The 13799-nt window shown below is 64.9% G+C and carries 13 protein-coding genes and 1 riboswitch; of the genes, 3 read left to right on the forward strand and 10 right to left on the reverse strand.

The window, feature by feature from the left end:
* Positions 1-93 precede the first annotated feature (93 nt).
* Complete coding sequence (locus ABIB99_RS36465; RefSeq protein ID WP_063979869.1) at positions 94-597, forward strand: hypothetical protein; 504 nt, start codon at positions 94-96, stop codon at positions 595-597.
* On the opposite strand, the gene ABIB99_RS36470 is transcribed toward ABIB99_RS36465, so the two are convergent.
* The 4 genes from ABIB99_RS36470 to ABIB99_RS36485 all read right to left on the reverse strand — a co-directional run bounded on the left by ABIB99_RS36470 (position 594) and on the right by ABIB99_RS36485 (position 5020).
* A complete protein-coding gene (locus tag ABIB99_RS36470; protein ID WP_231143699.1) occupies positions 594-2036 on the reverse strand; it encodes an MATE family efflux transporter in 1443 nt (480 codons plus the stop codon). The two genes, ABIB99_RS36465 and ABIB99_RS36470, sit on opposite strands and share 4 nt — an antisense overlap.
* A gap of 162 nt (positions 2037-2198) precedes the next feature.
* Positions 2199-3251, reverse strand: coding sequence for a hypothetical protein (locus ABIB99_RS36475; RefSeq protein ID WP_063979871.1), 1053 nt, complete (start codon positions 3249-3251; stop codon positions 2199-2201).
* A gap of 104 nt (positions 3252-3355) precedes the next feature.
* Positions 3356-3769 carry a PAS domain-containing protein gene (locus ABIB99_RS36480; RefSeq protein WP_063985928.1) on the reverse strand — a complete coding sequence of 138 codons (414 nt, stop codon included), beginning with the start codon at positions 3767-3769 and terminating at the stop codon, positions 3356-3358.
* Between the two features lie 114 nt (positions 3770-3883).
* Positions 3884-5020, reverse strand: a complete 1137-nt coding sequence (locus ABIB99_RS36485) for a 2'-deoxycytidine 5'-triphosphate deaminase (protein ID WP_371496797.1) — start codon at positions 5018-5020, stop codon at positions 3884-3886.
* Between the two features lie 80 nt (positions 5021-5100).
* Positions 5101-5180: riboswitch (SAM riboswitch) on the forward strand.
* Positions 5181-5251: 71 nt separating this feature from the next.
* On the opposite strand from ABIB99_RS36485, the gene ABIB99_RS36490 reads away from it, so the two are divergent.
* Entirely contained in the window at positions 5252-6448 is a 1197-nt protein-coding gene (locus ABIB99_RS36490) for an O-succinylhomoserine sulfhydrylase (protein WP_354180389.1), read from the forward strand.
* 155 nt (positions 6449-6603) lie between these two features.
* On the opposite strand, the gene ABIB99_RS36495 is transcribed toward ABIB99_RS36490, so the two are convergent.
* From ABIB99_RS36495 to ABIB99_RS36505, 3 genes are read right to left on the reverse strand one after another with little or no spacing between them, the layout of a single operon-like run.
* Positions 6604-7593 carry an SGNH/GDSL hydrolase family protein gene (locus ABIB99_RS36495; protein ID WP_354180391.1) on the reverse strand — a complete coding sequence of 330 codons (990 nt, stop codon included), beginning with the start codon at positions 7591-7593 and terminating at the stop codon, positions 6604-6606.
* 12 nt (positions 7594-7605) lie between these two features.
* Entirely contained in the window at positions 7606-8385 is a 780-nt protein-coding gene (locus ABIB99_RS36500) for an SGNH/GDSL hydrolase family protein (RefSeq protein ID WP_063979875.1), read from the reverse strand.
* Positions 8385-9650, reverse strand: coding sequence for an OpgC domain-containing protein (locus tag ABIB99_RS36505; protein WP_063979876.1), 1266 nt, complete (start codon positions 9648-9650; stop codon positions 8385-8387). The genes ABIB99_RS36500 and ABIB99_RS36505 overlap by 1 nt, the downstream gene beginning before the upstream one ends.
* A gap of 180 nt (positions 9651-9830) precedes the next feature.
* Here ABIB99_RS36505 and apaG point away from each other — a divergent pair, with 180 nt between their 5' ends.
* Positions 9831-10223: a Co2+/Mg2+ efflux facilitator ApaG/CorD gene (apaG, locus tag ABIB99_RS36510; RefSeq protein ID WP_014491305.1), complete on the forward strand. Its 393-nt coding sequence runs from the start codon at positions 9831-9833 to the stop codon at positions 10221-10223.
* 143 nt (positions 10224-10366) lie between these two features.
* Here the strand turns inward: apaG and ABIB99_RS36515 are convergent, their stop codons facing one another.
* The 3 genes from ABIB99_RS36515 to ABIB99_RS36525 form a co-directional block, all read right to left on the reverse strand.
* On the reverse strand, positions 10367-11374 hold the full coding sequence (locus ABIB99_RS36515) for an Hsp33 family molecular chaperone (RefSeq protein ID WP_354180394.1): 1008 nt from the start codon (positions 11372-11374) through the stop codon (positions 10367-10369).
* Positions 11375-11630: 256 nt separating this feature from the next.
* Complete coding sequence (gene argF / locus ABIB99_RS36520; RefSeq protein ID WP_354180396.1) at positions 11631-12554, reverse strand: ornithine carbamoyltransferase; 924 nt, start codon at positions 12552-12554, stop codon at positions 11631-11633.
* Positions 12554-13762, reverse strand: coding sequence for an aspartate aminotransferase family protein (locus ABIB99_RS36525; protein WP_212095151.1), 1209 nt, complete (start codon positions 13760-13762; stop codon positions 12554-12556). Before ABIB99_RS36525 ends, argF begins: the two co-directional genes overlap by 1 nt.
* Positions 13763-13799 lie beyond the last annotated feature (37 nt).

Here is a 13799-nt window from a genome sequence, read left to right on the forward strand (position 1 = left end):
CACAGAGCCCTGCCCTCGCCGGCCCTAACCATGGCCGCGTGCGTCCGGTTGGCTCCGCTCTCCCGGCGGAGCCACGCACGCGAGGAGCAGGCCATGAGAGGTGCGGATAAGGTGATCTGCCAGGCGGCCGCCGTGCTGCTGCTGTTTTCGATCTCGAGCGCGCCGGCAAAGGCGCAGTTCCTCGGCGGCGGAGGCGCCGGCGGCGAGGACATGATGACCCAGATGGCGCCGATGCTGGAGATGATGAAGGCGAAGATGGGCAAGCGCCGCTTCGCCATGCTGATGCAGACCATGGGTCCGATGATGAGCCGCATGATGGAGAACGGCGGCGGCGGGCTCGGCGGCATGATGGGGGGCGGCGGCAGCCTGAGTGGCGGCAATTTCGGCGGTGGCTTCGGCGCGCCGAACTACGGCGGCTACACGCCGATGGGCGCAGGCGGCTACATGCCGACCGGAATGGGCGGCATGGGTGGCGGCGACATCATGGGTATGCTGGGTGGTTCCGGCGGCGGCGACATGATGGCGATGATTCCGCAGCTGATGCGGCTCGCCAATGTCGGCGGCGGTGGCGGCCATCGCCGCCACAGGCACCGCTAATCGGCAGCCGACAGAGCCGGCCTGATCGCAGGCTTGCTCTCGCGCGGCCCCCAGCGTGTCAGCACCACGCTGGAGCTCGAGAGCAGGCCGAGCACGACCATCGAGCTCGCGGCCAGCCAGAAGAAGCTCTGCGCGGTGGCGTCGTGCGTCGACAGCCACCAGCCGATCGCCGCGATGTAGATCAGGCGCGCGGTCTGCGCCAGCACCGGCCCGATCACCTTGGCCGCGCCCTGCGACGAGAAATACATTGTCGAGGCGAGCCCGATGAAGGCGTAGAACGGCGCCACCGTCGACAGATATTGATGGCTGGTCGCACGCACCGTTGCGCTGTCGGTGAAGATGTTGACCCAGAGATCCGGGAACAGCGCGACGAGGCACGCCGGCGCGCCGACGGCGACGAACGCGCTCGCACCGGCGATCCAGGCGATGCGCCGGGCGCGCGCGATGCGCACCGCGCCGATCGCCATGCCGATCATCGGCACCGAAGCGATGCCGAACGAGAACGCGATCGAGGTCAGCAAAAATTCCAGCCGCGCGCCGATGCCGTAGCCGGCGAGGATCGCAGTGCCGAACTTTGCCAGCATGTGGGTGAAGATCGAGATCGTCAGCACCGATTGCAGCGGCGAGAAGCAGGCGATGGCGCCGACCTTCAGGATATCGAAGAACATCGCCCATTGAACGCGAAGCCCGCGCAGTTTCGGCACGATTCGGGCGCGGCCGGATAACAGGTACCAGCCCATCACGCAGATATTCACGGAATAGGCGATCAGCGAGCCGGCCGCGACGCCGCGCATGCCGAACTGCGGCACGGGCCCGAGCCCGAGGCCCAGCGTGCCGCCAAGCACAACCTGCATGACCGCGGAATTCAGCATCAACAGCGAGGGCAGCTTCATGTTGCCGGTGCCGCGCAACACGCCCGCCATGGTGTTGAGCAGCCACGGCAGCACGGCCCCGCCAAAAAACACCTGTGTGTAGGCGACCGCATGCGTCAGCACATCCCCCCGTCCGCCGAGCATTTCCAGAACGCGCGGCCCGAAGATCAGCATGCCCAGCATGAAGACGAGGCCGAAGGTGATGCCGATCAGCAGCGCATGTGCGGCGAGCGTGCCGGCGCGCTCGCGGTCGCCTGCGCCGAGCGCCCGCGCGATGGCCGACGCCACGGCGCCGCCCATGGCCCCGCCGGACATGGTCATGGTCAGGATCACTGTCGGAAACACCAGCGCCATTGCCGCCAGCGCCTCGACGCCGAGCCGGCCGATATAGGAGGTCTCCGCGATCACCACACAGGTGCCGGCCGACAGCGCGACCACGTTCGGCCAGGCGAGGCCGAGCAGCGTGCGCAGAATCGGCCCGTCCATCAGCGCGCTTCGTACCGGCCGCGGAGGCGGCGGCAACGGACGCTCTTGTTCATCGACCGGGATTTCGGCGATGTCGGACATGTCCTCTCCCGGGCGCAGGCCATTCGCGGCGCGGCAATGCGTAGGTGTGCCAATAAATTTCTTCGCGCGGAAGGCGCGGCGACAGGCTTAGCACGGCAATTGCCGATTCCTCCTGCGCCGGATGCAGGCGTGCCCTGCGGCAGCGCATTTCAAGTGGTGGAATTACTCAATGGTCCACACCAGCGGCGGCCGACCGCCCGCTGTCGGGCGCAGGTGCACGCCGATGTGCCGCCCGCATCCGGCAGCGAGCCCCTCGAACAACCCTTCCAGCACCTTGGTGCAGGCGCGATGATAGTCGGCGACGTCATCCATCAGCTTCCAGCTCTGCTGACGAAATTCAAACGTGCCTTCTGACGCGGTCGTCTCGGCAGAGTCATCCTGCGCGGCAATCAGCGCATTCAGGAACGCTGCGAACTCGCTGGCGCCACCGCGGCTCATGGACAGTGCCGCCGCGACCTCGTCAAAATACTGCATCCCGATCAGCTTGCCGGTGAGGTGCAGGAGATAGCCGGCGTCTTCCGGGCCGAACAATTGCACCATCACGGGCGCGGCGGTGCGCACATATTCCATCGCGTAGTTGCGATAGGCTTTTTCCAGCCGCGGTTTTGGCCAGCTCGAAACAGGTAGCGCAGGCGCACTCTTCGCATCGAACAGCGGCGCTTCCAGATGACGCGCGAAGACCAGGCGCTGATCCAGCTCGAGCGGGTGGTCGTACTGATAATAATAGCCTTCGAGCCCATCCTGACCGTCGACGCTCTGCTTGGTGCAGACGAAGCCGAGCCTGGTATCGCCGAGCGCGACGCCATTGTTGGCGTGCCAGCCGCGCAGCATCGCGCGGCTGACCTCACCCGGCACGCCGCAGATCGCGGTGCCCTTCCAGATCCAGCGCGGCGGCGGATAGCGGATCCAGGCTTTGCGATCGCTCTCATACATGTACTCGACATGCACGCCGCCGATCCAGTTGGAGAGATAGTGATATTGCGCGGCGGCCACCGCAGGCGGCAGATGACTGAGACCGAGCTTTTCGAGCCCCGGCAGGAAGCGCTCCTGCTGCTGGCGGCGAAACACGCGGAAGACGAATTCGGCAGCATCCGCCGTGCCGCGCCGTGTGACGACGGTGAGGATGAGTCCGGTGAAATAGGCGTGATAGAGGTCGGCGACCGCACGCCAGCGCTTCCATTGCGCTTCCTCTGCTGCGTCTGTTGCGGCGGTCATGTTCGCTCCCGATCGTTGTTTTGATCGAGTGTGTCACTGCGCCCTGTACGAGGCAACCTGACGCTCAAGCAGAGCGCCCTGCACGCCAGCCCGTCAATTCCGCATCACGAATTTTGCGCAAGCCTGGCCGCGCGCTCGCGCTCGACGCGTTCGGTGACGTCGCGCGCCATCGCGACCGATCCGACCACGGCACCACCGGCATCGCGCACCAGCGCGAAGGTCATCTCGATGTAGAGCTTGCGTCCGCTCTTGTGCAACGCGCGGGTCAGCGTCGGCCTGCCCGCGAGCTTCATCGCCCCGGTGGCAAGCGCAGCTTCGAAGCCCTTCCAGTGCGCGGCACGCAGATGTTCGGGAATGATCAGATCGAGGTTCTGGCCGAGCGCCTCGTCCGCCGAGAAGCCGAACAGTGTGGTCGATGCGCGATTCCAGCGCGTGATGGTGCCGGAGCGATCCGAATAGATCAGCGCGTCCGCGACGTCGTCGACGATCCTTGCGTCGAGTTCGGATTGAACACTCATCTCGCCACCTCGCATGCAGCCGGATTTCAGCTTGCATCCCGGCAGTAGTCAATCGAGAGGCTGCGGCGTACTGGATGCCCCGGTCAAGCCGGGGCATGACAGTAGGGTGTGTAGCTACACCCGAAAATGCTTCGATAGTTTGAGCCCCTGCGCCTGGTAGTTCGAGCCGATGCGCTGGCCGTACATCGCGTCGGGGCGCGACAGCATTTTCTCGTAGACGAGACGGCCGACGATCTGGCCGTGCTCGAGGATGAACGGCACCTCGCGCGAGCGCACTTCGAGCACGGCGCGCGATCCCTGCCCGCCAGCGCCGGCATAGCCGAAGCCGGGATCGAAGAAGCCGGCATAGTGCACGCGGAACTCGCCGACCAGGGGATCGAACGGCACCATCTCCGCGGCGTAATCGGGCGGCACCTGCACGGCTTCCTTGGAGGCGAGGATGTAGAACTCGCCGGGATCGAGGATCAGGCTGCCGTCGGGACGCGCCGAGATCGGTTCCCAGAAATCCTCCACCGCATAGCCGGAGCGGCGGTCGACGTCGACGACACCGGTGTGGCGCTTGGCGCGATAGCCGACGAAGCCGTTGGCCTTCTCGCCGGAGAGATCGACGGAGACGGCGACGCCGCCGGTGAGATCGGCATCATCGAGATCGACGAGACGCTCAGTCGCATGCAGCGCCTCGAGCTCGTCGATGTTGAGGATCGCATCTCCGGTGCGGAAGCGCACCTGACTCAAGCGCGAGCCCTCACTGACCAGCACCGGAAACGTCTTCGGGCTGATCTCGGCGTAGAGCGGGCCGTGATAGCCGGCGCCGATCATGTCGAAGCGGCGGGTGCCGTCGGCGATGACGCGGGTGAAGACATCGAGCCGGCCGGTCGAGCTTTTCGGGTTGGCGGCGGCGACGATCTCCGGCGGCAGCGCCAGGCTTTCCAGGAGCGGCACGATGTAGACGCAGTTGGTCTCCAGCACCGCGCCATCGGCGAGGCTGAACTCGTGCAGCTTCAACTCGTCGATGCGCTCGGCGACGGTCGCGCCGGGACCCGGCAGGAAGCTGGCGCGAACGCGATACGCGATGTCGCCGAGGCGAAGGTCGAGGCTCGCCGGCTGGATCTGGCTTTCGACGAAGTCATAAGCGGGCAGGATGAGGCCCGCCTTCGCCATCGCCGCGATCATGCGGTCGGGCAGGATACCATTGGCGTCGGCGGCAACCGTGAAGCTCAACCGGGGGTCCTCGTCAGGGGTCAAATGCATCCGGACATGCGGGAAATAGCAGCCTTTTACGGCTATCCGATGGACGCCTTGACGGAAAGGCCATTGCGGAATATGAGCATCACTTATCCCGTGGTGATTTGAGCCGGCCGGCTTGCAGCCACGTTAAATAAGTCGCTAAACAGGCCGGGGACCTCTGTGATCCCGGCCCGTGGAAGTTATCCAGGCCGGTTTTTTTGTGACCATTTTCGATGGTCACGCAGAGGAGGTCCTATGTCGAAGTCCCCGGCGTCCACCACGCAATACCGTCCCGAAACCCGACTGGTCCATTCCGGCACCCTGCGCTCGCAATATGGCGAGACGTCGGAGGCGCTGTTCCTGACCCAGGGCTACGTCTACAACAGCGCCGAGGAGTGCGAGGCGCGGTTCAAGGGCGAGGACCCCGGCTTCATCTATTCGCGCTATTCCAACCCGACCATCTCGATGTTCGAGCGCCGCATGATCGAGCTCGAAGGCGCCGAAGCCGCCCGCTCGGCGGCGACCGGCATGGCCGCGGTGACGACCGCGATCCTGGCGCCGCTGAAGGCCGGCGATCATGTGGTGGCCTCCCGTGCCCTGTTCGGCTCGTGTCTCTACGTCATTCAGGATCTCTTGCCACGCTACGGCATCGAGACCACGCTGGTCGACGGAGCCGATCTCGACCAGTGGCAGCGCGCCTTGAGGCCGAACACCAAGACGTTTTTCCTGGAGAGCCCGACCAACCCGACGCTCGACGTGCTCGACATTCCAGGGATCGCCGAGATCGCGCACAGCGGCGGCGCGCGGCTCGTCGTCGACAACGTGTTCGCGACGCCGATCTGGCAGAGCCCGCTCGCGCTAGGGGCAGACGTCGTCGTCTATTCCGCGACCAAGCACATCGACGGCCAGGGCCGTTGTCTCGGCGGCATCATCCTGTCGTCGGAAGCGTTCATCGCCGAGCACATCCACAATTTCATGCGCCAGACCGGCCCGTCGATCTCGCCGTTCAACGCATGGGTCCTGCTCAAGGGCCTGGAAACGCTGGGCGTACGCGTGCGCGCGCAGACCGAGACGGCGGGACGCATCGCCGACGTGCTGGCGAGCCATCCGAAGATTTCGCGGCTGGTCTATCCCGGCCGCGCCGATCATCCGCAGGCAGCTCTCGTGAAGAAGCAGATGCGCGGCGGCTCGACGCTGGTCGGCTTCGAGGTCGAGGGCGGCAAGCAGGGTGCGTTCCGCGTGCTCAACGAGCTCAAGCTTGCAAAAATCTCGAACAATCTCGGCGATGCCAAGAGCCTCGTCACGCATCCGGCGACCACGACGCATCAGCGCCTCAAGCCGGAAGACCGCGCCGCGCTCGGCATCAGCGAGGGCTTCATCCGCTTCTCGGCGGGGCTCGAGCATGTGGACGATCTGATCGAGGATCTGACCGCGGCGCTGGAGAAGGCGTGAGGCGATTGGGCTCTTGTAGGGTGGGCAAAGCGACTTGTCCGCCGTAGCTCGAAGAGCGAAGGCGGAAGCGTGCCCACCATTCACGATCATATCGCCGATAGATGGTGGGCACGGCGCGCGAAGAGCGCGCCTTTGCCCACCCTACGGCACCGAGCCTACATCGGCCGATACGTTCGCACGTCCGCGGGCACGTTGACGCCGAGCTTGATCTGGCCGACGGAGCGGATGATGTCGTCGCCGAGGATCTGCGCGAAGCAGGCATAGCCCCAATCGTTCATATGCAGGCCGTCGGCGATCACGAAACTCTCGACCGGGATCGATTGATTCTCGTGCCAGTCGCGCATCACCTCGAAGCGGGGGAAGATGCCGACGTGACGGAGCTCGGCGACCTTCCCGAGCAGGTGCACCATCTTGCCGGCGCTCTCCTTGCGCTGGTTGACGGCTGGCGAATATTGCGGATCGACCAGCACGATGTCGGCGCCGCCAGCGGCCTGGATGCGGGAGATACCGTCCTCGACCATCTTGGCGGTGTCACCGGGATCGAGATTGCGCAGCACCGCATTGGTGCCGACCTGCCAGATCACGAGATCCGGATGCACGTCGATCACCTCCTTCTGGAGGCGCTTCATCATCTCGGGTGCGTCCTCGCCGCCGACGCCGGCGTTGATGACGGTGATGTCGGCGGTCGGATATTGCCGGCGGAGCTGCGCGGCGAGACGGTTCGGATAGTTGAAATCGGGCGAGCTCGCGCCATAGCCTGCCGTCGACGACGAGCCGAACGCAACGATCACGACGGGTTTGCCGGCGACGAGCTTGCCCGCGACATGCGGCAGCGAGCCCATCGCCTTCGAGCCACCCTTCGGCGTGAGGCAGGGCACGCGGCTGAAAATGTCCCCGGCGGATTTCGCGACCTGCTTCACCTTGTCGATGGCGCGGGCGGTCACGCCGCGCTGCTCGTGGGACGTCGCGGCGACGGTGGTCTGGGAGGGCGAAGCGGAAGCCGGACTAGCGGCCTGCTGCGGCGCGGGCGTTGCCTGCGTGGCCTGCGCCTGCACTGGTGCCAGCGACACCGGCGTCAGCATCAGCAGAGCCGCCGCGGGCGCAGCCAGCCATGCCGTCAACCAAAAAGGGCGGAGAGAACTCATTAACGCTAGACCTCAATTTTGCTGCTGGGCCGGCCCCAGATGGGCTGCGTCGATCACAAACTGTGCCAACGCCCGGCCAAGGCAGTCATGGACCTGTTTCGCCAGCTCTGGCCCGCGGGACGGGCTGAACAGGTCGAACTGACCCTGATCATTCCACTGCCGCATGATCGCGAAACGGTCGAACAGCGGGATGTCATGCTCCTGCGCCACCACCCGCATATTGTCGAGATAGGGCGGCACCGAGATCATGGTTTCGGTACGCGGGCTGTACTGCAAGTTCATCAACACGACGTCAGCCCCTGCTTTTTGCAGCGCGGAAACCCCTTCGGTCACCGCCCCGCGAAAATCATCGGGATCAATCGCTCGGATAGCATCCACAGTCCCGGTCTGCCAGATGACCAAAGTAGGCCTTTTTGCTTCCATCAGCTTAACGAAGGTGGCGGCCGCCTCCTCGGCCGTCTTCTTGCTCTGTATTTCTACGGAGACGTGCACAGTCTCCGACGGCAGCAGCCTGTCCTGCAGGATGGCCTGCATGCGCGCCGGATAGGAGCTGTCCTCCGAGGCCGGAATCGTGGTCGAACGGCTGCCAATGACCAGGATTTCCAGCGGTTTGCCGGCCTTGATGGCATCGGCGACCCGGGGAAGCTGGCTTTCAGTGGTGAGCAGATAGGATGGCAATTCGCAGGCTGGGGGCGCGGCCGGAGCAGCCGGCACGGCATCGCCCGCGCGCGCCAGGGGCGCGGCGAGGTTACCGCACAGCAGGACCAGGCTCAGGAGAACCTTCGCCTTCATCAGCCCCCTCCCGCCAGATCGGCGTTGCCGACGGCGTTTTTGGTTTTCGCACCGCTCTTGTCAGCCACGCGCTTGTACCACGAAATCACCCACGCAACGCCCCACATGATCAGGATTCCGGAGAGACTAATCAGCGCATGCATGGCTGCGCCGCCGGAGACTTCGGCCAGGATGAAATGGCCGGCGAAGGCGAGGAAGACGCCGAGACAAAAGATCTCCAGGGAATGCTGGCCGCAGAGGATCAGCGGCCGCAGCCAGGGCGATTTCAGGCCCGGCCATTCCCGGGGCAGGAAGCGAACGGTGAGTGCGGCGAACGCCAGGAAATGCGTGAAGCGCAGCACGTCGAGATCGGCCTTGTCGATCGGATACATCCACTGCTCGAGCCGCCTCGGCATGAAGTGGGAGAGCTGCGGCACATACCAGGTCAGCGTCACGTAGAACGCCGCGACCAGATAGGCGATCGATATCCACATCGTGACGCGGGACGCCAGGATGCGCGACATGCGTCGCGCACCTCCGAGCGCACACCATGCGCCGAATACGAAAAGCAATTGCCAGGCGAAGGGATTGAACGCCCAGAAGCCGTTCGGATAGGCCGACAGATAGAGGTCGTATTCCCAGGTCACCGCGTAGAGCAGAACCGAGAGGCCGAGCGTCACGTCGGGCCGCCATTTCATCAGCCACAAGATCAAGGGCAGCGCCAGCATCAGCACGATATAGAGCGGCAGCACGTCCATGTTGACCGGACGAAAGCGCAGCAGCAGCGCCTGCACGATCGTGACGTCGGGCTGCTTGAGGAAATCCATGATGCCCATCTCTTCGGTGTAGAGCGGGTTCTCGAACCTGGTCGCAACGTAGGAGATTTCGGCGAGGAAGATCGTGAACAGAAAGACGTGGGCGACATAGATCTGCCAGACGCGCCGTAGGATGCGCGCGGTAGCGACGACGAAGCCGCTTTCGAGCATGGCACGACCGTAGACGAACGCCGCGGTGTAGCCGGAGATGAAGATGAAGATCTCGGTGGCGTCGCTGAAGCCGTAATTGCGGATCGTGAACCAGGTCAAAAGGCTCGGCGGCAGATGGTCGACGAAGATCAGCCACAGTGCGAGCCCGCGGAACAGGTCGAGCCGGAGCTCGCGCTCGCCGATGGCGGGCAGCGTGATGGCCGGCGCGGCGGAGCGCAGCTTCGCCTCCGCAGGTCTGGCCTCCGCAGGCTTGCCGGTTCCCGCGATCGTCGATCCCGTCACTTGGTCGGCAATGGTCATCGGGGGTTCGAAACCCTTCCGCAAATCGCGACGTGTCATGGAGTGTACAGGTCTGGCCGTCGTCTCGCAAAGCGGCCGGATCACATTGGGTCTACTTCCTCGGCAATTCTGGCGGCACGATGTCACCAAAACCGCCTGCGGGCGTTGGTTCCCGGCCGGGTTTTCGTTATGATGGCAGCCATGTATCGCGCCGTGACCCGCCAGATCGAAGTGACCGTCGAGCCGAACTTTGTTCCGGAGCAGTCGTCGGCTGACCGCTCCCGCTATTTCTGGTCCTACACCATCGTCATCACCAATTCCGGCGACGAAACCGTGCAGCTGAAGACGCGGCACTGGATCATCACCGACGCCACCGGCCGCCAGCAGGAGGTCAGGGGCGAGGGCGTCGTCGGCGAGCAGCCGACCCTGGCTCCCGGCGAGCGCTTCGAATACACCTCCGGCGTGCCGCTCGCGACCGCCTCGGGCTTCATGACCGGCCGCTACCAGATGGTCAGCGAAAGCGGCGAACGCTTCGAGATCGACGTGCCGACATTCTCGCTGGACAGCCCGGACAACAAGCGGGTGTTGAATTAGCGCGGTGCCGTAGGGTGGGCAAAGGCGCAAAGCGCCGTGCCCACCATTCCAAACGTGGCGCATAAGATGGTGGGCACGCTGCGCTTTGCCCACCCTACGGCTGGATTGCTTCGCTGCGCGCGCAATGACGGAGGATGCGATGCCTACGCGTCTTCCACGCCCGCCTCGTGCGGCGTGAACTGGTACACCGACGAGCAGAACTCGCAGGTCACGACGACCTTGTCGTCCTTGACCATCGCGGCGCGGTCGTCGGGCGAGAAGCTCTTCAGCATCGCACCGACCGCGTCGCGCGAGCAGGAGCATTGCGCCTTCAGCACCAGCGGATTGAACACGCGCACGCCACGCTCGTGGAACAGGCGGAACAGCAGCCGCTCGCCGGAGAGTTCGGGGTCGATCAGCTCGACGTCCTCGACGGTCTCGACCAGCGAACGCGCCTCGACCCAGGCGTCGTCTTCGGCGACAGCATGCACCTCGGCGCCTTCGGGCGCATCGCCGGGATGCAAATCGGCCTGACGCGCGCGCTCGGGCGCCTTCGGCAGGAACTGCATCAGCATGCCGCCGGCGCGCCAGCGATGCTTGCCGCCGTCGTTCGAGCGCCACTCCTCACCGACCGCGAGACGCACGCGCGTCGGGATCTGCTCGGAGCGCATGAAATATTCGTGGGCGGCATCTTCCAGGCTGCCGCCGTCGAGCGCGACCAGACCCTGGTAGCGGCTCATGTCGGGACCCTGGTCGATGGTCATGGCGAGATGACCGTTACCGAGGAGCGTGCCGGAATCCTTTGTCTCGCCGAGGCGCTCGGCATCGTAGCGCGCATAGGCGCGCAGGCGATCCGGCGCCATGTAGTCGACGACCAGGAACGACACCGGACCGTCGGTCTGGGCCTGGAGGATGAAGCGGCCCTCGAACTTCAGCGCCGAGCCGAGCAGCGTCGTCAGCACGATGGCCTCGCCGAGCAGCTTGCCCACGGCAGCGGGATAATCGTGCTTGGTCAGGATCTCGTCGAGCGCGGGACCGAGCCGCACGAGGCGGCCGCGCACGTCGAGTGCGTCGACCTCGTACGGCAGCACGGCGTCATCGATGGGAACCGCTGATGGTGCGCGAACCGGGCCTTCAGGCCCGGTATTCATGTCAGGGGATTGGGAAACCATGGCGCTTTATCTGGGGTCGATGGAGGAAAATGGAAGAGGGCTCAAGGGCGGTGTGTTCCGGATGCACTTATGATCGCACAGGATCCTGCAAATTCGATGTCGTCCCGGGGCGCGCAAAGCGCTGATACGGGACCCATAGCCACAGGATTACGCGATAGCCCGCGTAGCCCGGATGGAGCGTAGCGCAATCCGGGACCACTCCAACTGCGGACACAAACCCGGATTTCGCTGCGCTCCATCCGGGCTACAAGTGAGATTACTTCACCGCGTCAAAGCACCAGGCCAGAATGCCCTTCTGCGCATGCAGGCGGTTTTCGGCCTCGTCGAACACGACCGATTGCGGGCCGTCGATCACCTCGTCGGTGACCTCCTCGCCGCGATGGGCGGGCAGGCAATGCATGAACAGCGCATCGGTTTTGGCCAGCGACATCAGCTTCGAATTGACCTGATAGGGCTTGAGCACGTTGTGACGGTGCTCGCCTTCCTTGTCGCCCATCGACACCCAGGTGTCGGTGACGACGCAGTCGGCGCCCTTCACGGCGGCCTCGGGATCGGTGCCGAGCACGATCGGCGCGCCGGTGGCCTTGATGAAGTCCCGCATCACCTTTTTCGGCGCAAGCTCCGGCGGCGTCGCGACATTGAGCTTGAACTTGAAACGCTCGGCGGCATGCGCCCAGGACGCCAGCACATTGTTGTCGTCGCCGGTCCAGGCCACCGTCCTGCCCTCGATCGAGCCGCGATGCTCTTCGTAGGTCATGAGGTCGGCCATCACCTGGCAAGGGTGCGAGCGCCGTGTCAGGCCGTTGATGACGGGCACCGTCGCATATTCCGCCAGCTCCAGCAGGGCCTCGTGATTGAGGATGCGGATCATGATGGCGTCGACATAGCGCGACAGCACGCGCGCCGTGTCGGCGATGGTCTCGCCGCGGCCGAGCTGCATCTCGGCGCCGGTCAGCATGATGGGCTCGCCACCGAGCTGGCGCATGGCGACGTCGAACGAGACGCGGGTGCGCGTGGACGGACGCTCGAAGATCATCGCCAGCGTCTTGCCTTCCAGCGGCTTCACCGGCTGGTGCGCTTTCTGCTTCGCCTTCATGGCGGAGGAGGCCGCGAGCATGCTCTTGAGCTCCGACAACGGGAGCTCGTTGATATCCAGAAAGTGCTTCGGGGACTTGCTCATCAGCTTGCCGCCCGCTTGGTCTGACTGGACGAGATCGCGGCGCAGGCGCGCTCGAGCCGCCCGACGCTGTCCTCGATCTCGGCTTCGGTGACGATCAAGGGCGGCAGGAAGCGCACGACATTGTCGCCGGCGCCGACCGTGAGCAATTTTTCGTTGCGCAACGCCGCGCCGAGATCGCCTGACGGCACCACGGCCTTGATGCCGATCAGAAGGCCTTCGCCGCGCACTTCGCTGACGATGTCGGGATAACGATCGATCACGGAGGCGAGCTTCTGCTTGAGCAGCAGCGACATCTTCTGCACGTGGTCGAAGAAGCCGGGCTTGAGCATGACGTCGAGCACGGCGTTGGCAGCTGAGATCGCGAGCGGATTGCCGCCGAAGGTCGAGCCGTGCGAGCCGGGCCCCATGCCGGCAGCCGCATCCGCGGTCGCCAGCACCGCGCCGATCGGGAAGCCGCCACCGAGCGCCTTGGCCAGCGACATCACGTCAGGCGTGACGCCGGTGCGGCGATGCGCGAACAGATCGCCGGTGCGGCCCATGCCGGTCTGCACCTCGTCGAACGCGAGCAGCAGGCCCTTCTCGTCGCAGAGCTGGCGCAACGCCCTCAGGAAGGCGGGCGTTGCCGAACGCACGCCACCCTCGCCCTGGATCGGCTCGATCAGGATGCCGGCGGTCTGCGGACCGATCGCCTTCTTGACGGCTTCGATATCGCCATGCGGGACCTGGTCGAAGCCGTCCATCGGCGGGCCAAACCCTTCGAGATATTTTGCCGAACCGGTCGCGGCGAGCGTTGCCAGCGTGCGGCCGTGGAAGGCGCCTTCGAAGGTGATGATGCGGTAACGTTCCGGATGACCCTTGGAGAAGTGATGATGGCGGACGAGCTTGATCACACCTTCCAGCGCTTCGGCGCCGGAATTGCAGAAGAACACGAAGTCCGCGAAGCTTTCGTTGCACAGACGCGCGGCGAGCTTCTCGCCGTCCGGGCTCTGGAACAGGTTCGACATGTGCCAGAGTTTGGTGGCCTGCTCCTGCAACGCCTTGACCAACGCAGGATGAGCATGGCCGAGCGCATTCACCGCCACGCCCGAGGTGAAATCGAGATAGCGATCGCCATTGGTCGCAATCAGCCAGCAGCCTTCACCGCGCTCGAAACCGAGGTCGGACCTGGCAAAAACGGGGAGCAAATGCGGCGCTGCGCTGTTAGTCATGACGATCACTTGAATGTTGCGGACGGTGTGAGCGTGC

This window comes from Bradyrhizobium sp. LA6.1, assembly GCF_040547805.1.
Taxonomy (GTDB): domain Bacteria; phylum Pseudomonadota; class Alphaproteobacteria; order Rhizobiales; family Xanthobacteraceae; genus Bradyrhizobium; species Bradyrhizobium barranii.